The organism is Ramlibacter sp. Leaf400 (genome assembly GCF_001424545.1).
Lineage (GTDB): Bacteria > Pseudomonadota > Gammaproteobacteria > Burkholderiales > Burkholderiaceae_C > Ramlibacter.
Genome location: NZ_LMQL01000010.1, coordinates 376,790 through 394,757, shown reverse-complemented (window position 1 = coordinate 394,757; position 17,968 = coordinate 376,790). Strand labels below are relative to the sequence as shown.

21 protein-coding genes are annotated in these 17,968 nt (G+C 67.9%); 5 read left to right on the top strand and 16 right to left on the bottom strand.

Annotated elements, in window-relative coordinates; all coding sequences use genetic code 11:
- The 6 genes from adk to ASG30_RS12820 all read right to left on the bottom strand — a co-directional run bounded on the left by adk (window position 1) and on the right by ASG30_RS12820 (window position 3,790).
- A complete protein-coding gene (gene adk / locus ASG30_RS12845) occupies window positions 1-657 on the bottom strand; it encodes an adenylate kinase (protein WP_055897028.1) in 657 nt (218 codons plus the stop codon).
- Between the two features lie 105 nt (window positions 658-762).
- Window positions 763-1,527, bottom strand: coding sequence for a 3-deoxy-manno-octulosonate cytidylyltransferase (gene kdsB / locus ASG30_RS12840; RefSeq protein WP_055897026.1), 765 nt, complete (start codon window positions 1,525-1,527; stop codon window positions 763-765).
- A gap of 4 nt (window positions 1,528-1,531) precedes the next feature.
- Window positions 1,532-1,738 carry a Trm112 family protein gene (locus tag ASG30_RS12835; protein WP_055897023.1) on the bottom strand — a complete coding sequence of 69 codons (207 nt, stop codon included), beginning with the start codon at window positions 1,736-1,738 and terminating at the stop codon, window positions 1,532-1,534.
- Entirely contained in the window at window positions 1,719-2,717 is a 999-nt protein-coding gene (gene lpxK / locus ASG30_RS12830; protein ID WP_055897020.1) for a tetraacyldisaccharide 4'-kinase, read from the bottom strand. The genes ASG30_RS12835 and lpxK overlap by 20 nt, the downstream gene beginning before the upstream one ends.
- A gap of 4 nt (window positions 2,718-2,721) precedes the next feature.
- Complete coding sequence (locus tag ASG30_RS12825) at window positions 2,722-3,150, bottom strand: ExbD/TolR family protein (RefSeq protein WP_055897017.1); 429 nt, start codon at window positions 3,148-3,150, stop codon at window positions 2,722-2,724.
- Between the two features lie 7 nt (window positions 3,151-3,157).
- Complete coding sequence (locus ASG30_RS12820) at window positions 3,158-3,790, bottom strand: MotA/TolQ/ExbB proton channel family protein (protein WP_055897014.1); 633 nt, start codon at window positions 3,788-3,790, stop codon at window positions 3,158-3,160.
- A gap of 328 nt (window positions 3,791-4,118) precedes the next feature.
- On the opposite strand from ASG30_RS12820, the gene xseA reads away from it, so the two are divergent.
- Together xseA and ASG30_RS23005 are read left to right on the top strand one after the other, a co-directional pair.
- Window positions 4,119-5,411, top strand: a complete 1,293-nt coding sequence (xseA, locus tag ASG30_RS12815) for an exodeoxyribonuclease VII large subunit (RefSeq protein WP_235579789.1) — start codon at window positions 4,119-4,121, stop codon at window positions 5,409-5,411.
- Between the two features lie 48 nt (window positions 5,412-5,459).
- Window positions 5,460-6,041, top strand: coding sequence for a superoxide dismutase (locus ASG30_RS23005; RefSeq protein ID WP_055897008.1), 582 nt, complete (start codon window positions 5,460-5,462; stop codon window positions 6,039-6,041).
- Window positions 6,042-6,102: 61 nt separating this feature from the next.
- Here ASG30_RS23005 and ASG30_RS12805 read toward each other — a convergent pair whose 3' ends face one another.
- Complete coding sequence (locus tag ASG30_RS12805) at window positions 6,103-6,543, bottom strand: DUF192 domain-containing protein (RefSeq protein WP_055897003.1); 441 nt, start codon at window positions 6,541-6,543, stop codon at window positions 6,103-6,105.
- A gap of 81 nt (window positions 6,544-6,624) precedes the next feature.
- Window positions 6,625-6,921 (bottom strand): hypothetical protein, encoded by a 297-nt coding sequence (locus ASG30_RS12800; RefSeq protein WP_055897001.1) that lies wholly within the window; start codon window positions 6,919-6,921, stop codon window positions 6,625-6,627.
- A 198-nt stretch (window positions 6,922-7,119) separates the two neighbouring features.
- On the opposite strand from ASG30_RS12800, the gene icd reads away from it, so the two are divergent.
- Window positions 7,120-8,373 carry an NADP-dependent isocitrate dehydrogenase gene (gene icd, locus ASG30_RS12795; RefSeq protein ID WP_055896998.1) on the top strand — a complete coding sequence of 418 codons (1,254 nt, stop codon included), beginning with the start codon at window positions 7,120-7,122 and terminating at the stop codon, window positions 8,371-8,373.
- Between the two features lie 84 nt (window positions 8,374-8,457).
- On the opposite strand, the gene ASG30_RS23150 is transcribed toward icd, so the two are convergent.
- Window positions 8,458-8,772 (bottom strand): cold-shock protein, encoded by a 315-nt coding sequence (locus tag ASG30_RS23150; protein WP_055896995.1) that lies wholly within the window; start codon window positions 8,770-8,772, stop codon window positions 8,458-8,460.
- Between the two features lie 261 nt (window positions 8,773-9,033).
- On the opposite strand from ASG30_RS23150, the gene clpS reads away from it, so the two are divergent.
- Together clpS and clpA are read left to right on the top strand one after the other, a co-directional pair.
- A complete protein-coding gene (gene clpS / locus ASG30_RS12785; RefSeq protein WP_055896991.1) occupies window positions 9,034-9,402 on the top strand; it encodes an ATP-dependent Clp protease adapter ClpS in 369 nt (122 codons plus the stop codon).
- Between the two features lie 56 nt (window positions 9,403-9,458).
- Window positions 9,459-11,774 carry an ATP-dependent Clp protease ATP-binding subunit ClpA gene (clpA, locus tag ASG30_RS12780; protein WP_055896988.1) on the top strand — a complete coding sequence of 772 codons (2,316 nt, stop codon included), beginning with the start codon at window positions 9,459-9,461 and terminating at the stop codon, window positions 11,772-11,774.
- Window positions 11,775-11,839: 65 nt separating this feature from the next.
- Here the strand turns inward: clpA and ASG30_RS12775 are convergent, their stop codons facing one another.
- The 7 genes from ASG30_RS12775 to lptF all read right to left on the bottom strand — a co-directional run bounded on the left by ASG30_RS12775 (window position 11,840) and on the right by lptF (window position 17,936).
- Window positions 11,840-12,304 (bottom strand): EVE domain-containing protein, encoded by a 465-nt coding sequence (locus ASG30_RS12775; RefSeq protein ID WP_055896985.1) that lies wholly within the window; start codon window positions 12,302-12,304, stop codon window positions 11,840-11,842.
- 55 nt (window positions 12,305-12,359) lie between these two features.
- Window positions 12,360-13,070 carry an SGNH/GDSL hydrolase family protein gene (locus ASG30_RS12770; RefSeq protein WP_156385517.1) on the bottom strand — a complete coding sequence of 237 codons (711 nt, stop codon included), beginning with the start codon at window positions 13,068-13,070 and terminating at the stop codon, window positions 12,360-12,362.
- Between the two features lie 151 nt (window positions 13,071-13,221).
- Entirely contained in the window at window positions 13,222-14,394 is a 1,173-nt protein-coding gene (locus ASG30_RS12765; protein WP_055896956.1) for a pyridoxal phosphate-dependent aminotransferase, read from the bottom strand.
- Window positions 14,384-15,328 carry a CysB family HTH-type transcriptional regulator gene (locus tag ASG30_RS12760; protein ID WP_055896953.1) on the bottom strand — a complete coding sequence of 315 codons (945 nt, stop codon included), beginning with the start codon at window positions 15,326-15,328 and terminating at the stop codon, window positions 14,384-14,386. Before ASG30_RS12760 ends, ASG30_RS12765 begins: the two co-directional genes overlap by 11 nt.
- 42 nt (window positions 15,329-15,370) lie before the next feature.
- Window positions 15,371-15,745 carry a sirohydrochlorin chelatase gene (locus ASG30_RS12755; RefSeq protein ID WP_055896951.1) on the bottom strand — a complete coding sequence of 125 codons (375 nt, stop codon included), beginning with the start codon at window positions 15,743-15,745 and terminating at the stop codon, window positions 15,371-15,373.
- Entirely contained in the window at window positions 15,742-16,839 is a 1,098-nt protein-coding gene (gene lptG / locus ASG30_RS12750; RefSeq protein WP_055896948.1) for an LPS export ABC transporter permease LptG, read from the bottom strand. Before lptG ends, ASG30_RS12755 begins: the two co-directional genes overlap by 4 nt.
- Window positions 16,836-17,936, bottom strand: coding sequence for an LPS export ABC transporter permease LptF (gene lptF, locus ASG30_RS12745; RefSeq protein ID WP_055896944.1), 1,101 nt, complete (start codon window positions 17,934-17,936; stop codon window positions 16,836-16,838). Before lptF ends, lptG begins: the two co-directional genes overlap by 4 nt.
- Window positions 17,937-17,968: the final 32 nt, after the last annotated feature.

Here is a 17,968-nt window from a genome sequence, read left to right as displayed (position 1 = left end):
TCAGCTCGACAGCGCGGCCATCGCGCGCGAGGTGATTTCCTCGACGCTGCCCATGCCGCTGATGGCGCGGTACTTGGGCGCGTTGTCCGGATCGGCCTTGGCCCAGCTCGCGTAGTAGTCGACCAGCGGGCGGGTCTGCGAGGCATAGACCTGCAGGCGCTTCATCACGGTCTCTTCACGGTCGTCGTCGCGCTGGATCAGCGGCTCGCCGGTGACGTCGTCCACGCCGGCCGCCTTGGGCGGATTGAACTTGACGTGGTAGGTGCGGCCCGAGGCCACGTGCGAACGGCGACCGCTCATGCGCTCGACGATGGCCTCGAAGGGCACGTCGATCTCCAGCACGTAGTCGAGCTTGACGCCCGCGTCCTTCATCGCGTCGGCCTGCGGGATGGTGCGGGGGAAGCCGTCGAACAGGAAGCCCTTGGCGCAATCGGGCTGCGCGAGGCGTTCCTTGACCAGGCCGATGATGATGTCGTCGCCGACCAGGCCGCCGGAGTCCATGACCTGCTTGGCCGCCTTGCCCAGGGGCGTGCCGGCCTTGACCGCGGCACGCAGCATGTCACCCGTGGAGATCTGCGGGATGCCGTACTTCTGGCAGATGAAGGTGGCCTGTGTGCCTTTGCCAGCGCCTGGTGCGCCCAGCAAGATCAGTCTCATGGATGTCCTCGGGTGGTTGAAGCGGGCGCTGCAGGCCCCTCGTCATCCCGCGCCAGGCCATTGCGCATCTTTGCGCTTGAGGATAGCACGCAGCCCTGCGGGACCTTACGCTGGCGGGCGCTCGAACAGCGCGCGGACGCGGGCCAGGTCCTCGGGTGTGTCGACGCCGGGTCCGGGCGCGTGTGGCGTGACGTGGACCGCGATGCGGTGCCCATGCCAGAGCACGCGCAGCTGCTCCAGCGACTCCAGCCGCTCGAGCGGCGCCTGCGGCAGCGTCGGAAAGGTGCGCAGGAAAGCGGCGCGGTACGAGTAGATGCCCACGTGCCGCAGCGGTGCCGGGTCGGGCAGGGCGTGAACGCCGCCGGCGAAGCCATCGCGCCACCAGGCGATCGGCGCGCGGCTGAAGTAGAGCGCGAGTCCCCGCGCGTCGATGACCACCTTGACCACGTTCGGGTTGGCGAAATCGGCCACCTCGTGGATCGGGTGCGCCGCCGTGCCCATCGGGGCGTCCCGGCTGGTGTCGAGCAGCTGCGCGACCGAATCGATCAGGCCGGGGTCGATCAGCGGCTCGTCGCCCTGGACGTTGACGACGATCTCGTCGTCGGGAAGCGAAAGCAGCCGGCTGGCTTCGGCCAGGCGGTCGGTGCCCGACGGGTGGTCCGGCGATGTCAACACGGCCTGCACGCCGTGGGCCTCGCAGGCCGCCACGATGGCCGGGCTGTCCGCGGCCACCACGACGCGCTGCGCCCGCGACTGGCGGGCCCGTTCGGCCACGCGCACCACCATCGGCCGGCCGGCGATGTCGGCCAGGGGCTTGTCGGGCAGTCGGGTCGACGCGAGGCGCGCCGGGATCAGGACAGTGAAGCGCACGCCGCTAGACCAGGGGCGTGCGGGCGGGCAGGCGCTCGATTTCCTCGTCGCTGAGCGTGCGGGCTTCGTCCTCGAGCAGGACCGGGATGCCGTCCCGGATCGGGTAGGCCAGGCGCGCGGCGCGCGAGATCAGTTCCTGCCGCGAGCGGTCGTAGTCGAGGTGCCCCTTGGTCACCGGGCAGACGAGCAGCTCAAGCAGTTTGGGGTCCATGCGCGGATGATAGCTTTGGCTGCAACAGCGAATCGAGCTGCGTCCAGAAGCCGTCATCGATCTCCACCTCGAGGGGTACCGCCCAGGCCCGGGGGTTGCGGCGCCAGAGCTTGACCGCATCCTTCTCCGTGCACAGCAGCGGAGGCTCGCCCTGCAGCCAGGGACCGTCGGCGGCGAAGTCGTGGTGGTCGTCCAGTGCCCAGGTGCGGTCAAGTCGAAGACCCGCGGCGGTGAGCATGTCGAAGAAGGCCTGCGGGCGCGCGATGCCGGCCAGCGCATCGCAGTCCTGGTGGGCGAAAGAGGCCAGGTCTACGCGTTTGCCGTCGGCGCGCCAGGCCGTGGTCGAGAGGCGTCGGCGGACGACGAAGCCCGGCAGTCCTTCGGCGCCTGCGGTGCGCAGCACCAGGTCCGCCGGGCGCGGCCAGGGCTCGCGCAGCGGCCCGGCCGGCAGCAGCCAGCCGTTGCCCAGGCCCCGGTCGTCGAAGACGCAGACCTCGACGTCCCGCGCCATCGCGTAGTGCTGCAGCCCGTCGTCGCTGACGACCACGTCGGTTTCCGGATAGGCCTGGAGCGCGGACTGCACCGCCTCGAAACGTCGCTCGGCCACGAACACGGGCACGCGGCAGCGGGTGGCGATCAGCAGCGGCTCGTCGCCGGACTGGGCGGGGTCGCTGCCCGGCGTGACTTCGAGGCAGCCGGTGCTGGTGCGGCCGTGGCCGCGCGAAACGACGGCCACCTTCAGGCCGGTGCGCACGAGGTGCTCGGCCACGGCCATCACCACCGGCGTCTTGCCGGCGCCGCCGGCGACCACGTTGCCGATGACGACCACCGGGACCGGGGCCTTGTGCGAGGCGAGCGAGCCCCGGCGGTAGAGCCACTGGCGCAGCCGCACGGCGGCGCGCATCGGCAGGCAGAGGGGCCAAAGCAGGCGGGCGAGCGGCCCGCGGCGCAGCCAGGCGCGTTGCAGCGCCTCGCGCATCCGCTCAGCGCGCGTCGGCCTGGGCCGACGACTGGGCTGCGAAGGTGATCTGCTGCAGGCCGGAGCGGCGAGCCGCCTCCAGCACGGTGATCACCGACTGGTGCGGCGCGGTGGCGTCGGCGCTGACGATCACCACGCTGTCCTTGCCGGCCTTGGCAGCCTCCAGCAGGGCGCTGGCGAGCTGGTCGGCGTTGCGCCCGGACACCGGCTGCCGGTTGACCGTGTAGCGGCCGTCGCTGGCCACGCCCACGATCACCTCGCGCGGGTAGTCGCGCTGGGCGTCGGCGTCGGCCACCGGCAGGCGCAGCTGGAGTTCGGTGAACTTGCTGTAGGTGGTCGACAGCATCAGGAAGATGAGCACGACCAGCAGGACGTCGATGAACGGGATCAGGTTGATCTCCGGTTCCTCGCGGGAGCGGCTGCGGAAGTTCATGCCGGGCTCAGGCTCTGCGCAGGGCCAGCAGGTGGCGCACGAAGCGATCGGACGCCAGCTCCAGCGTGAGCAGGTAGGCGTCGACGCGGGCACGGAAATAGCGCCAGAAGATCAACGCCGGGATGGCGACGATCAGGCCGAAGGCCGTGTTGTAGAGCGCCACCGAGATGCCGTGGGCCAGCTGGGCCGGGTTGCCGCCGGTGGAGGAGGCGCCCGGGGACTGCGAGCCGAAGATCTCGATCATGCCGATGACCGTGCCCAGCAGGCCCAGCAGCGGGGCCGCCGAGGCGATGGTGGCCAGCGCACTGAGGTAGCGCTCCAGCCGGTGGGCCACGGCGCGGCCGGTGCCTTCCATGGTGGCGCGCAGGTCGGCCTCGGTGCAGCGCGGGTCGCTGTTGAGCGCGCGGAAACCGCTGGCGAGCACTTCGCCCAGGGCGGAGTTCTGCTCGAGCTGGGTCACCACGTCGGGACTGGGCACCGAGCCTCGGGACACGGACATCGCTTCGTCCAGCAGCCGGGGCGGTGCCACGCGCGCCGACTTGAGGCTGAGGAAGCGCTCGATGACGAGGGCCAGGGCCAGGATGGAGCAGGCAACCAGGGGCCAGATCGGCCAGCCTGCGGCTTGTATGATCGAAAACAAGAGGGACTCCCGCGCGCTGTAGTGCTGAGGTGCGCGCGATTATGGGGGACGAGCGGCGCTGTCAGACAAAAGCCACGCGCCGTAGGACATGACCCACAGAAGTTGTGGATAACTTTGTGCAGAAACCCCCACCCTTGTGTCGCGAAGCCGCATCAATGCTTCTCCGCGTCAAAACGATGACAAATTCAGCAGGAAATTTCCCTTTCAAATCAATGGCTTGCTCGGTGCAGCCGTCATTTGCTCCGGTTGCGGCCCAGCCCGACCCCCTGGGCCCGGGGTTGTGGACTAATCAGGCCCTCCGATCGGCCGCCGAGCCGCATCGTCTTTGATGGTGCCGGCGTCCGACCCAGCAATTTCGCCGCGCATCTGGCAAGTCGGGGCGCTGTGCCGCGCCGTTGCTGACTTCCTGGATGCGCGGCTCAACCCGGTCGCGGTGCGCGGGGAGATTTCGGGGTTCTCGCGCGCCTCCAGCGGGCACCTGTACTTCTCGCTCAAGGACCCGCAGGGGCAGCTGCGCTGCGCCATGTTCCGCCGAGCGGCCGGCCTGCTGGTCTTCATGCCGCGCGACGGCGACCTGGTCGAGGTGCAGGGGCGGCTCACCGTCTACGAGCCGCGCGGCGACCTGCAGCTGGTGGTCGAGAGCCTGCAGCGGGCGGGGCAGGGCGTCTGGTACGAACGCTTCCTGCGCCTGAAGGCGGATCTGGAGGCCCTGGGGCTGTTCGACCCCGCGCGCAAGCGGCCGCTGCCGCGCCACCCGCGCGCGATCGGCCTGGTGACCTCCCTCGGGGCCGCGGCGCTGCACGACGTGGCCACGGCCTTGCGGCGGCGCGTGCCCCACATCCCGGTGGTGCTGGCGCCGGCGGCGGTGCAGGGCGGACAGGCCGTGGGCGAACTCGTCGGTGCGCTGGAAGCGCTCTACCGGCGGGCCCAGGCGGGCGAGGTCGACGTCATCCTGTTGGTGCGCGGAGGCGGCTCCATCGAGGACCTGTGGTCGTTCAACGAGGAGGCCCTGGCCCGCACCATCGTCCGCAGCCCGGTGCCGCTGGTGTGCGGCGTGGGCCACGAGACCGACGTGACCATCGCGGATTTCTGCGCCGACCTGCGAGCCCCCACGCCCACCGCCGCGGCGGAGCTGGTGGCGCAGCCGCGCGGCGAGTTGCTGCAGGCGCTGGAGTCGGCGCACGAGCGGCTGGGGCGCGCCGTGACGCGCCGGGTGGACGCGGCCGCGCAGCGGCTGGACCTGGCCGCCGGCCGGCTGGGTCGGCCCTCGGGCCGCCTCGCCCAGCAGCAGCGCCGGACCGCACAGCTAGGGGACGCGCTTCGCCATGCGGTGCTGCTTCGGCTGGAGCGGGGCCGGACGTCGCTGGAAGGCCGGCGGGCCGCGCTGCAAGGCGCGCTGGACCGGCGGCTGCAAAGGCAGCGCGACCGGGTGCACCGGGCGGAACTGCGGCTCGAGCTGATGGACCCCAAGCTGGTGCTGCAGCGCGGCTATGCGCTCATCACCGACGAGCACGGTGGCGTGGTCTTCAAGGCTTCGCAGACGAGGCCCGGACAGCCGCTGCGGGCGACCCTTGCCGAGGGCGAGGTTGATCTCACCGTCGCGCAGCCGCGCCTTCTTTAGTTGCCTAGAATCATTGGCTTCCCACAACACAATCAACTCGAGGATCCCATGGAACATACCCTGCCCCCGCTCCCGTACCCGATCGACTCGCTGGCGCCGCACTATTCCAAGGAAACCCTGGAGTTCCACCATGGCAAGCACCACAACGCGTACGTGGTGAACCTCAACAACCTGCAGAAGGGCACCGAGTTCGAGAACATGACCCTGGAGGAGATCATCAAGAAGTCCTCCGGCGGCATCTACAACAACTCGGCCCAGGTCTGGAACCACACCTTCTTCTGGAACTGCATGAAGCCGAACGGCGGCGGCGAGCCCACCGGCTCGCTGGCCCAGGCCATCAATGCCAAGTGGGGCAGCTACGCGGCCTTCCGCGAGGCCTTCGTGAAGTCGGCGGTCGGCAACTTCGGTTCGGGCTGGACCTGGCTGGTGAAGAAGCCCGATGGCGGCCTGGACATCGTGAACACCGGCGCGGCCGGCACACCGCTGACCACCGCCGACAAGGCCGTCCTGACCGTGGACGTGTGGGAGCACGCGTACTACATCGACTACCGCAACCTGCGCCCGAAGTACGTCGAGACCTTCCTGGACAAGCTGGTGAACTGGGAGTTCGCGCAGAAGAACTTCGGCTGAAGCGCTCCTTCTCCGAAATGAACAAGGCCCGCGCATGCGGGCCTTTTCCTTTGTGGGGCGCCTACTTCTGGAAGGGCGGGCCGGCGAGCTTCATGCCGGCCTTGATCCCGCGCTTGGCGAACCAGCCCTGGTTCATCTCGAGGACGTAGCGCACCGGCTTGGTCGAGCAATGCGAGTCCAGCGACCGCGGCTGCATGTCGGCGATGTTGGCGATGGTGCCGTCCTCCTCGATGAAGGCGGCCGAGAGCGGGATCAGCGTGTCCTTCATCCAGAAGCACTGCTGGAAGGCCTGGGGGAACTCGAACAGCATGCCCTCGTGCTGCGGCATCTGCGTGCGCCACATCAGGCCGGTGGCGGTCTGGCTCGGCGTGCGGGCGCGTTGCGCCTGGATCTTGTGCATGCCGGCGGACAGCTCCACGCGGGGCAGGTCCATCTGGGGCTCCTGGGCGAAGGCGGACGCCGCGGCCAGCAGCAGGGTCGAGGCGATTCGGGCGAGTTTCATGGCATTGATTCTGGCGCGCTCGGCACCCGGAAAGCGAAACGCCCGCGCTGGGCGGGCGTTTCGAGTGCATCCCGGAGGGATTTACTTCTTGGCTTCGTCCTTCTTGGCTTCGGCCTTGGCGGTGCCGGCTTCCTTCTTCTTCTCGGCGGTGGCGACCTTCTTGTCGGCCTTCGCTTCGGCCTTGGCCTTGGTTTCCTTCTTCTCGGCCTTGGCTTCCTTCTTGTCGGCCTTGGCTTCGGCCTTCACTTCCTTCTTCTCGGCCGTGGCTTCGGCCTTGGCAGCCGCCTTGGGGGCGGAAGCGGCGGCGGCGGGAGCGGCGGTCTGGGCGAAGGCGGCGGTGGCGAAGAGGGCCACGAGGGCGGCGAGCAGCTTGTTCATTGGATCAGTCCTCTGAGGATTGGTTATGGAAACCTCCCGTCGTGGGAGGTCCTCCGCCAACGGCTTGCACGTCTCATCGGTTGACAGGTTCGGGCTTTCCCCGATGGCGCATCGGGAGGGCCTCCGGCGTCAGGGCTAGAATCCCCGGGTTTGCCGCAGGCAACGCGCATTTCCCATCTCCCGGAGACCGTTTCCCCCATGTACCAGCACATCAAGGTGCCCAGCCAGGGCCAGAAGATCACCGTCAACGCCGACACGTCGCTGAACGTGCCGGACCAGCCGATCATTCCGTACATCGAGGGCGACGGCACCGGCATGGACATCACGCCGGTGATGCTGAAGGTGGTGGATGCCGCCGTGGCCAAGTCTTATGGCGGCAAGCGCAAGATCCAGTGGATGGAGATCTTTGCGGGCGAGAAGGCCACCAAGGTCTACGGCCCCGACGTCTGGCTGCCTGACGAAACCCTGAAGGTCGCCCGCGAGTACGTGGTGTCCATCAAGGGCCCGCTGACCACCCCGGTGGGCGGCGGCATCCGCTCGCTGAACGTGGCGCTGCGCCAGGAGCTGGACCTCTACGTCTGCCTGCGCCCGATCCAGTACTTCAAGGGCGTGCCTTCGCCGCTGAAGGAACCCGAGAAGACCAACATGGTCATCTTCCGCGAGAACTCGGAAGACATCTACGCCGGCATCGAGTACGAGGCCAACACCGACAAGGCCAGGAAGGTCATCGACTTCCTGACCAAGGAAATGGGCGTCAACAAGATCCGCTTCCCGGGCACGTCCGCCATCGGCATCAAGCCGGTGTCGGTCGAGGGCACGGAGCGCCTGGTGCGCAAGGCGCTGCAGTACGCCATCGACAACGACAAGCCCAGCGTGACCCTGGTCCACAAGGGCAACATCATGAAGTTCACCGAAGGCGGGTTCCGCGACTGGGGCTACGCCCTGGCCAAGCGCGAGTTCGGCGCGGTGGAGATCGACGGCGGCCCGTGGATGAAGATGAAGAACCCGAAGACGGGCAAGGACATCGTCGTCAAGGACAGCATCGCCGACGCCTTCCTGCAGCAGATCCTGCTGCGGCCGGCCGAGTACAGCGTGATCGCCACGCTGAACCTCAACGGTGACTACGTCTCCGACGCGCTGGCCGCCCAAGTGGGCGGCATCGGCATCGCCCCCGGCGCGAACCTCAGCGACACGGTGGCGATGTTCGAGGCGACCCATGGCACCGCGCCCAAGTACGCCGGCAAGGACTACGTCAACCCGGGCTCCGAGATCCTCTCGGCCGAGATGATGCTGCGCCACATGGGCTGGACCGAGGCCGCCGACCTGATCATCAGCTCGATGGAAAAGGCGATCCACTCCAAGAAGGTGACGTACGACTTCGCGCGCCTGATGGATGGTGCCACCCAGGTCAGCTGCTCCGGCTTCGGCCAGGTCATGATCGACCACATGTGAGCGGGGCCGGCGGCCGCGAGGCCGCTCGGCACCTGGCAAAGAAAAAGCCGCCCTCGGGCGGCTTTTCTCATGCGCAAGCAGCCTTCAGTCGGCCGACATGTCGGGACGCGGCGACGGCGCGTGGAACTGCGGGGCGCGCACCTTGGAGTGGCGCGGAGGCCGCTCGCCCTGCGGGGGCTGGGTCTGGATCGGCTGCACCTCGGCGTGGATGTTCTGCGCCAACTGGCCCTTGGGGCCTTCGGTGATCTCGAACGTGACCCGCGAGCCCTGTTTGAGGGTCTTGAAGCCGTCCATCGAGATGGCGGAGAAGTGCGCGAATACGTCGGAGCCACCGCCGTCCGGCTCGATGAATCCGAAGCCCTTCGCGTCGTTGAACCACTTCACAGTACCGGTTGCCATTGCAGGCCCTCTTTCTTGTCCCTCGTAACAAAGTGCGAGTGTCCGGGTTCAGGCAAGCGCTGTCAACATTTTCACATACTAAAGTTTAGATGGCCCGAACGGACCGGGAATCGACGGTGCGGTCGAGGCAGAGCGGACAATCGAGCGGCGCGTTCCTTCGGGGTCGCGAGGCCATCCGAGCGACGGAAGCCTGCCGCTTGAATGTGGCGCTGCCGTCACCATTTCACTTTTGCGGTGCAGTGCGAAAGCCTGCTCGATAGAATGAATTTCATGGCCAGCAAACCACCCGTGCCTGCCCCGGTTGCACCGAAGGCGCAGCCGACGGACGACGACGGCGGCTCCGTGGTGCTCGAGCGGCGGACGCAGAAGACACAGCCGCCCCAGATGTACCAGGTCGTCATGCTCAACGACGACTACACCCCCATGGAGTTCGTCGTGGTGGTGATCCAGGAATTCTTCAACAAGGACCGCGAGACGGCCACGCAGATCATGCTCAAGATCCATCTGGATGGAAAAGGCATCTGCGGGGTCTATTCGAGGGACGTGGCCGCCACCAAGGTCGAGCAGGTTCAGGAAGCCGCCCGGCAGGCAGGCCACCCGTTGCAGTGCGTCAGTGAACCCGTAGAGTGAAAGCGGGTCGAAAAGCGGTCTACAGTGAGCAAGCAAGATAGGCAAAAGGAAAGTTCATGATTGCCCAGGAATTGGAAGTCAGCCTCCACATGGCATTCGTGGAGGCGCGGCAGCAGCGTCACGAGTTCATCACCGTGGAACACCTGCTGCTGGCCCTGCTGGACAACCCCAGCGCGGCGGAAGTGCTCCGGGCATGCTCGGCCAACATCGACGACCTGCGCAAGTCGCTGTCCAACTTCATCAAGGACAACACGCCCCAGGTTGCCGGGACGGATGACGTCGACACCCAGCCCACGCTGGGATTCCAGCGCGTGATCCAGCGCGCGATCATGCACGTGCAGTCGACCGGCAACGGCAAGAAGGAAGTCACCGGCGCCAACGTGCTGGTGGCCATCTTCGGCGAGAAGGACTCGCACGCCGTCTACTACCTGCACCAGCAGGGCGTGACGCGCCTGGACGTGGTCAACTTCATCGCCCACGGCATCAAGAAGAGCGACCCGCCCGAGCCCGCCAAGAGCGGCGAGTCGTCCTCCGGCGAAGGCGAGGACGGCGGCGAGAAGAGCGAGAAGGCTTCGCCGCTGGAGCAGTTCACCGTCAACCTCAACCAGCAGGCCAAGGACGGCAAGATCGATCCGCTGATCGGCCGCGAGTACGAGGTCGAGCGCGTGATCCAGATCCTGTGCCGCCGGCGCAAGAACAACCCGCTGTTGGTGGGCGAGGCCGGCGTGGGCAAGACCGCCATCGCGGAAGGCCTGGCCTGGCGCATCGTCCAGAAGGACGTGCCGGAGATCCTGGCCGAATCCAGCGTGTATTCGCTGGACATGGGCGCGCTGCTGGCGGGCACCAAGTACCGCGGCGACTTCGAGCAGCGCCTGAAGGGCGTGCTCAAGTCCCTCAAGGACAAGCCCAACGCCATCCTGTTCATCGACGAGATCCACACCCTGATCGGCGCCGGCGCGGCGTCGGGCGGCACGCTGGACGCGTCCAACCTGCTCAAGCCGGCGCTCTCCAGCGGCGCTCTCAAGTGCATCGGCGCGACCACGTTCACCGAATACCGCGGCATCTTCGAGAAGGACGCGGCCCTGTCGCGGCGCTTCCAGAAGGTCGACGTGGTGGAGCCCAGCGTCGAACAGACGATCGAGATCCTCAAGGGCCTGAAGTCGCGGTTCGAGGAGCACCACAGCGTCAAGTACGCGGCCAACGCCCTGCAGGCGGCGGCCGAGCTGAGCGCCAAGTACATCAACGACCGCCACCTGCCGGACAAGGCCATCGACGTGATCGACGAGGCCGGCGCGGCCCAGCGCATCCTGCCCGCGGGCAAGCGCAAGAAGACCATCTCCAAGACCGAGGTCGAGGAGATCGTGGCCAAGATCGCGCGCATCCCGCCCGCCAACGTCTCCAACGACGACCGCGGCAAGCTGCAGAGCATCGAGCGCGACCTCAAGAGCGTGGTGTTCGGCCAGGACAAGGCGCTGGAAGTGCTGGCGGGCGCGGTCAAGATGGCGCGCTCGGGCCTGGGCAAGGGCGACAAGCCGATCGGCTCGTTCCTGTTCTCCGGCCCCACCGGCGTCGGCAAGACCGAGGCGGCCAAGCAGCTGGCCTACATCATGGGCATCGAGCTGATCCGCTTCGACATGTCCGAGTACATGGAGCGCCATGCGGTGTCGCGCCTGATCGGCGCGCCCCCGGGCTACGTGGGCTTCGACCAGGGCGGCCTGCTCACCGAAGCCATCACGAAGAAGCCGCACGCGGTGCTGCTGCTCGACGAGATCGAGAAGGCGCACCCGGACATCTTCAACGTGCTGCTGCAGGTGATGGACCACGGCACGCTGACCGACAACAACGGGCGCAAGGCCGACTTCCGCAACATCATCATCGTCATGACGACCAATGCGGGCGCCGAGACCATGAACAAGGCGACCATCGGCTTCACCAACCCGCGCGAATCGGGCGACGAGATGGCCGACATCAAGCGCCTGTTCACGCCGGAGTTCCGCAACCGCCTGGACGCGATCGTCAGCTTCAAGGCGCTGGACGAGCAGGTCATCCTGCGCGTGGTCGACAAGTTCCTGCTGGTGCTCGAGCAGCAACTGGCCGAGAAGAAGGTGGAGGTCACCTTCACCGACCAGCTGCGCAAGCACCTGGCCAAGAAGGGCTTCGATCCGCTGATGGGCGCCCGCCCGATGCAGCGCCTGATCCAGGACACCATCCGCCGGGCGCTGGCCGACGAACTGCTGTTCGGCCGGCTCACGGAAGGCGGTCGCCTGACGGTCGACCTGGACGACAAGGAGGAGGTCGTGCTCGACATCCAGCCCTTGCCGAAGAAGGAAGGCCGGTCCAAGCCGGAGCCGGAGGAAATCTCCAGCGAGTAAGCCAGGGCCTTCCCTTACGCCAACGAAAAAGCCGCCCTCGGGCGGCTTTTTTCATGCGCGCGCGATCAGGCGCCCAGCAGCTTGGTGATGAACCGCCAGTGCTTGGCCTCCACGGGCGTGATGGACAGCCGGTTGCCCTTCTTGAGCACCAGCATGTCGGCCAGCCCGGGGATCGATCGCATCTCCGGCAGCGTGAGGTTGCGCGTCTTCTTCACCACCTGAACGTCCACCAGCGACCAGCGCGGCGACTCCTGCTTCGAGGCGGGGTCGAAGTAGGGTGAGGACCGCTCGAACTGCGTGGGATCGGGGTAGGGCGTGGAGGCCACGCGGGCGATGCCGACGATGCCCGGCTCGGCGCAGCTCGAGTGGTAGAACAGCACGCCGTCGTCGATGCGCATGACGTCCCGCATGAAGTTGCGCGCCTGGTAGTTGCGCACGCCGGTCCAGGGCACGGTGGCCTTGGGCGCCGCGAGCGCGTCGTCCACGGAGACCTCGTCGGGCTCGGATTTCATCAGCCAGTACTGGACCACGCCGTCCCTCCTGAAAAAAGCCGGCCCGATTATGGTCGGGCCGGCCGCGGCGTGCTCACCAGCCGTTGGCCGCGATGATCTCCAGGACCCTGCGGGCCACGGCCGTGTAGCCGGCGACGTTGAGGTGGACCCCGTCGGCGCGCAGGGACGTCGGCACCACGTCATCCCGGCGGTCGATGACGTCGGCCGGGTTGGCCGGGTCGGACAGGCCGACCAGGAAGCTGCGCACGTCGAAGAAGCGATCCCCGTACAGCGCCGCGAGGTCGGCGTTCAGGCCGACGATGCCGTCGTAGTTCGCGCCGCCCCGGCGCTCGGCTGGCGCGGCCTGGTTCGTGACCGCGAGCACCAGGAAGCGCTGGTTGCCGGGCGCGAGCGACGCGATGGAGCGCGCCAGGTCGGCCTTGATCGTTTCGGCCTGGGTCTGGTTGTTGCCGCCATACCAGAACACGTTGGTCCAGTCGTCATGCGCGTCGTTCACCTGCAGGTTGGCGATCTGCGTCGACGTCAGACCGGCCGCGCCGCCCGTGAAGACTTGCCGCCCGCCGGCGATCTGCCCGAGCAAGGCGGCGTAGCCAGGCACGTCGGGCCGGCCGGGCAGTCCCGTGGTGTGCGAGTCGCCCCAGGCGGCGATGCTGCCCGACGCGGCGAACGCGCTGGCCTGCGGTTGCGGCGTGGTCGCGGCAACGATCTGGCCGCCGCCGCCACCTCCGCCGCAGGCGGCCAACGCCATGGAGGCGAGCGCCCCGAGGGCTGTTCTGCGTTGCATGCGCGAATCCAAGAGCTGAAAGTGCCAGATGTTCCGGCCTCAGCGCTTCCCGCCGTGTCAGCGGGCGCGGATGCCTCGGCGGCGCTGACGCAGGCGCCGGTGCAGGCGGGCGCCTACAGGCTCGATGCGATGCAGGGCGCCACCGTTCGGCTCACAGCCGAGCCAGCCGGGCGAGCGCCTCTTTCAGCGTCTCGTCGCGCTTGGCGAAGCAGAAGCGCACCACGCGCTGGTCGAATCCGTCGCCGTAGAAGGCCGACAGCGGGATGGCCGCGACGCCGATCTCGCGCGTGAGCCACAGGCAGAACTCGTCTTCCCGCAGGTCGCTCACGGCGGAGATGTCCACGCACTGGAAGTAGCTGCCTTCGCTGGGCAGCATGCGAAAGCGCGTGGACTGGAGCCCCTCGCGGAAGAGGTCGCGCTTGTGCTGGTAGAAGGCCGGCAGTTCCAGGTAGGGCTCGGGCCGCGCCATGTACGCCGCCAGCCCGTGCTGCACCGGCGTGTTGACCGTGAACACGTTGAACTGGTGCACCTTGCGGAACTCGGCGCTGAGCGATGGCGGCGCCAGCACGTAGCCGACCTTCCAGCCGGTGACGTGGTAGGTCTTGCCGAAGCTGGAGACGATGAAAGCACGCGCCGCCAGCCCGGGGAAGCGCGCCGCGCTCTGGTGCGGCTGGCCGTCGAACACCATGTGCTCGTAGACCTCGTCGCTGATCAGGAGCACGTCGGTGGGCGCGAGCAGGTCCTGCAGGCGCAGCATCTCTTCGCGCGTCCACACCGTGGCGCTGGGGTTGTGCGGCGAGTTGACCAGGATCGCCCGCGTGCGCGGCGTCAGCGCCGCGGCGATGCGGTCGAAGTCGGGGCGGAAGGTGCCGGGCACCAGCGGCACCCGCACGACGGTGCCGCCGGCCAGCTCGATGTTGGGCACGTAGCTGTCGTAGCAGGGCTCCAGCACGATCACTTCATCGCCCGGCCGCACCACGGCGAGGATGGCGGTGATGATGGCCTGCGTGGCACCGGCGGTGACCGTGATCTCGGCGCCCGGGTCATAGCGGCGGCCATAGAGCGCCTCGACCTTGCCGGCGATGGCCTCGCGCAGCGCGGGCACGCCGGTCATCGGCGGGTACTGGTTCAGCCCCCGCGTCATGGCGTCGGTGACGGCCTGCACCAGCTTCGGGTCGCACTCGAAGTCGGGGAAGCCCTGGCCCAGGTTGACGGCACCGGTCTCGGTGGCCAGGGCCGACATCACGGTGAAGATGGTGGTGCCGACGGCCGGCAGCTTGGTCTGCACGGAAGGCGTCCGCGCGGCGATGGCTTCAGAGCTCATAGTCGTTCACGTGGCCGGTCATGGCCTTGGCGATCAGGTTGCGGTCGAGCCGGCTGGACAGCAGCTCGGCGAAATGGAAGACGAAGTTGCGCAGGTAGGCGCTGCGCTTGAAGGCGACGCGGGCGACGTTCTGGCCGAACAGCGTGCCCAGCGGCCGCACCGCCAGGTCGGCGTTCTGGCCGTCGTCGCGCACCGCCATCTCGGCCACGATGCCGATGCCCAGGCCCAGGCGCACGTAGGTCTTGATCACGTCGGAATCGATCGCCTCGAGCGCGATGCGCGGCTCCAGCTTGCGGGTGGCGAAGGCGGTGTCGATGCGCGTGCGCCCGGTGAAGGAGGGGTGGTAGGTGATGATCGGCTCGGACGCCAGGTCCTCCAGGCTGATGCGCTCCTTGGCCACCAGCGGATGGTCCAGCGGCATCACCAGCACGTGCTGCCATTCGTAGCAGGGCAGCGTGACCAGCTCCTGGTAGTCGGACAGCGACTCGGTGGCGATGCCGATCTCGGCCGTCTCGTCGATCACCATCCGGGCCACCTGGTCGGGCGAGCCCTGGTGCAGGCTGACGTTCACCTTGGGGTAGGCCTCGCGCAGCCTGGCCACCGGCACCGGCAGCACGTAGCGCGCCTGGGTGTGGGTGGTGGCGATGGAGAGGGTGCCGCTGTCCTCGGCGCTGAACTGCTCGCCGATGCGCTTGAGGTTGCCCACCTCGCGCATGATCAGCTCGATGCTGCGCAGCACGTGCTGGCCAGGCTCGGTGATGCGCTTCAGGCGCTTGCCGTGCCGGGCGAAGATCTCCACGCCCAGTTCTTCTTCGAGTTCGATGATGGCCTTGGACACACCCGGCTGCGAGGTGTGGAGCGCCTTGGCCGCTTCCGTCAGGTTGAGGTTGCGGCGGGCCGCTTCCTGGACGAAGCGGAATTGATGGAGGTTCATGCCGGATGCATCTTAAGGAAGAACCTATTATGCAGGAATCGTCTAAGGGCCGACCTGCTGCAGGGCGGCCGCGGCCAGCAGTTCCAGCACGTCGGCCCGCTCGCCCACCGAGGGCAGGACGCGGAACGAAAGGCCCGGGTGCGCGGTTTGCGCAGCCTCGACGAGCCGCGGCAAGTCTTCCCGCGCATGCTTGCCGACGCCGAGGAACATCGGCAGCACGGTGAGGTGCCCAGCGCCGTCGTCCACCAGCTGGGAGACGGCCGCCGCGAAGTCCGGCGCCTGCAGTTCGAGGAATGCGCAGACCACGGGCGTCCCGGGCGCCAGCTCGCCGATGCGGCGCGTCAGGGCGTCCATCGGCGCCCGCCACGCGGGGTCGCGCGAGCCATGCCCGAACAGGATCACCGCTCGCCGCGTCATCGTCGCAAGACCAGCCAGCTGAAAGCGGCCAGCGACAGCAGCGAATAGAGCAACCCGGGCGCCGCCGCCGTCAGCCAGGGCCACCAGTTGCGCAGGTTGCCCACGTAGCCGAACACGTTGTTCAGCAGGAAGAAGCTGATGCCGATCAGCACGCCGCCGAACACGTACGTCGTGATGCCGCCCGAGCGGAAGTGCAGGTACGCGAAGGGCAGGGCCAGCACCACCATCACCAGGCAGCTGAGGGGGTAGAAGACCTTGCGCCAGAACTCGATCTCGTAGCGCTGCGAGGTCTGGCCGTTCTGCTCCAGGTGCTGGATGTAGTTGAACAGGTCCAGCGTGCTCATGCGGTTCGGCTTGAGCAGCGCCACCGACACCATCTCCTGCGTGATCTCGGTGGCCCAGCGCACCTGCGGCGTCGTGCTGCGCTCGACCTTCGGCGCGGTGGAGCGGGTCTGGAAGCGCGTGATCTCGGCGCCCTGCAGCAGCCACGCGCCCCGCTGGAAACTGGCCTTCGGTGCCACCGTGATGCTGACCAGGAAGCCGCGGTCGTCGGCCTGGAAGAGGCGCACGTCCTGCATCGAGCCGTCGGGCGCCAGGGACGACACGTTCACGTTGTAGGTGGACTGCTGCTGGCGCTCCTTCAGCCAGGCGCCGGTCTGTCCGATGCTGATGCGGCCCTGGAAGCGCGCGCGCAGCAACTGGGCGGCCTTGTCCGCGGCGGGGGCCAGGTAGTCGCCGGCCGCGAAGGTGAGGGCGGTGAAGGCCAGGCCCAGCGCGAGCAGGGTGCGCAGCGCCCGCCCCGGCCCCAGGCCGCTGGTGCGCAGGATGGTGTACTCGGAGCTTTGCGCCAGCCGCGCCATCACGAAGATGGTGCCGATCAGCACGGCGATGGGCAGCAGCTCGTAGAGGTGGCTGGGCAGCAGCAGCGTCACGTACAGCAGCGCCTGCGTCAGGCGGTAGGGGCTGACGCCGCGGCCCACGTTGGGCAGCTCCTCGACGAAGTCGAAGAAGAAGAAGAGGGCCAGGAAGCCCGCGGCCACGAACAGCACCGCGGCCAGCACCTCGCGGTAGATGAGTCGGCGGATCGTGTTCAAGCGCCGGCCCCAGCGGAGGTCCGGCGGATCCGCCCCCAGCCCCAGTTGTTGTGCTGCTTGCCCAGCCAGAGCGCCGACAGCAGGAACACGCCGCCGTGCAGGACCAGCATGAAGGCGGTGAAGCTGACCCGACCGGAGCCGATCCAGCCCTGGCCCAGGTTGAGCAGGTTGTAGTAGACGATGAAGGCGAACAGCGCGAACACCAGGTTGCCGCTGCGCCCGGCGCGCGGGTTGACACTGGACACCGTGATGGCGATCACGACGAAGTTGAACGCCGCCAGCGCCAGGCCGATGCGCCAGGCCAGCTCACCCAGGTTGCCGCGCGAGCGGTCCACCAGCAGCAGCGCGGTGGACCGCGCCTTGGTGGGCAGGCTGTCCTGCGGTCCGAGCTGCGGGCCGCCCACCTGGTTGCCCAGCTCCTGGAACTCGCTGATCTTCAGCTGGCCGCCTTCGACCGTGGTTTCCAGCCGCTGGCCGTCGCCGAGCAGCAGGAACTGGCGCTCGCCCTCGGTCACCACCCGCCCGGTGCGCGCGGACGTGACAGTCTGCTTGCCCTTCTCGACGGTGGAGATGAAGATGTTCTTGCCCGACTTGTTGTCCGGCGTGTCCTTGTCCAGGAAGAACACCCGCGTGCCGCTGGCGGACTCCTGGAACTGGCCGGGCGCCACTCGCTCCAGGTCGCCGCGGCTGCCGTAGCGGTCCTTCAGCTCCTGCGTCTGCTGGTTGGCCCAAGGCCAGATCAGGAGGGCCAGCACCGCCACGGCCGCGAGGATCGGCCAGGCGAAACCGAGCAGCGGCCGCACCAGCGCCGACAGCCCGCGGCCGGCGGAGAACCAGATCACCATCTCGCTGTCGCCGTACATGCGCGAGAGCGTGCCGACGATGGCGATGAACAGGCACAGCGTGAGGATCGGCGGCAGGTAGCCGAGCACCGTATAGCCCATGACCATCAGGATTTCCTGCGGGTTCACGCTGCCGCGGTTGGCCTGGCCCAGCGTGCGGATCAGGGTCATCGTCATGACGATCGTGACCAGCACCACCAGGGTCGCGCCGAAACTTCGGGCCAGCTCTTTGCGCAGGGAGGAATGGAATAACATCGGCGCGGACCGCTGAACTCGCGAACGAAAAA

Coding starts and splice junctions, on each gene's coding strand:
- clpS (WP_055896991.1), top strand. CDS start 9,034: ATGAATTTCATGGCCAGCAAACCACCCGTGCCTGCCCCGGTTGCACCG.
- ASG30_RS23005 (WP_055897008.1), top strand. CDS start 5,460: ATGGAACATACCCTGCCCCCGCTCCCGTACCCGATCGACTCGCTGGCG.
- lpxK (WP_055897020.1), bottom strand. CDS start 2,717: ATGCGCGAGGCGCTGCAACGCGCCTGGCTGCGCCGCGGGCCGCTCGCC.
- xseA (WP_235579789.1), top strand. CDS start 4,119: ATGGTGCCGGCGTCCGACCCAGCAATTTCGCCGCGCATCTGGCAAGTC.
- ASG30_RS12765 (WP_055896956.1), bottom strand. CDS start 14,394: ATGAGCTCTGAAGCCATCGCCGCGCGGACGCCTTCCGTGCAGACCAAG.
- ASG30_RS12825 (WP_055897017.1), bottom strand. CDS start 3,150: ATGAACTTCCGCAGCCGCTCCCGCGAGGAACCGGAGATCAACCTGATC.
- adk (WP_055897028.1), bottom strand. CDS start 657: ATGAGACTGATCTTGCTGGGCGCACCAGGCGCTGGCAAAGGCACACAG.
- ASG30_RS12755 (WP_055896951.1), bottom strand. CDS start 15,745: ATGACGCGGCGAGCGGTGATCCTGTTCGGGCATGGCTCGCGCGACCCC.
- ASG30_RS12800 (WP_055897001.1), bottom strand. CDS start 6,921: ATGAACAAGCTGCTCGCCGCCCTCGTGGCCCTCTTCGCCACCGCCGCC.
- clpA (WP_055896988.1), top strand. CDS start 9,459: ATGATTGCCCAGGAATTGGAAGTCAGCCTCCACATGGCATTCGTGGAG.
- ASG30_RS23150 (WP_055896995.1), bottom strand. CDS start 8,772: ATGGCAACCGGTACTGTGAAGTGGTTCAACGACGCGAAGGGCTTCGGA.
- ASG30_RS12805 (WP_055897003.1), bottom strand. CDS start 6,543: ATGAAACTCGCCCGAATCGCCTCGACCCTGCTGCTGGCCGCGGCGTCC.
- lptF (WP_055896944.1), bottom strand. CDS start 17,936: ATGTTATTCCATTCCTCCCTGCGCAAAGAGCTGGCCCGAAGTTTCGGC.
- ASG30_RS12760 (WP_055896953.1), bottom strand. CDS start 15,328: ATGAACCTCCATCAATTCCGCTTCGTCCAGGAAGCGGCCCGCCGCAAC.
- ASG30_RS12835 (WP_055897023.1), bottom strand. CDS start 1,738: ATGGACCCCAAACTGCTTGAGCTGCTCGTCTGCCCGGTGACCAAGGGG.
- icd (WP_055896998.1), top strand. CDS start 7,120: ATGTACCAGCACATCAAGGTGCCCAGCCAGGGCCAGAAGATCACCGTC.
- ASG30_RS12770 (WP_156385517.1), bottom strand. CDS start 13,070: ATGCAACGCAGAACAGCCCTCGGGGCGCTCGCCTCCATGGCGTTGGCC.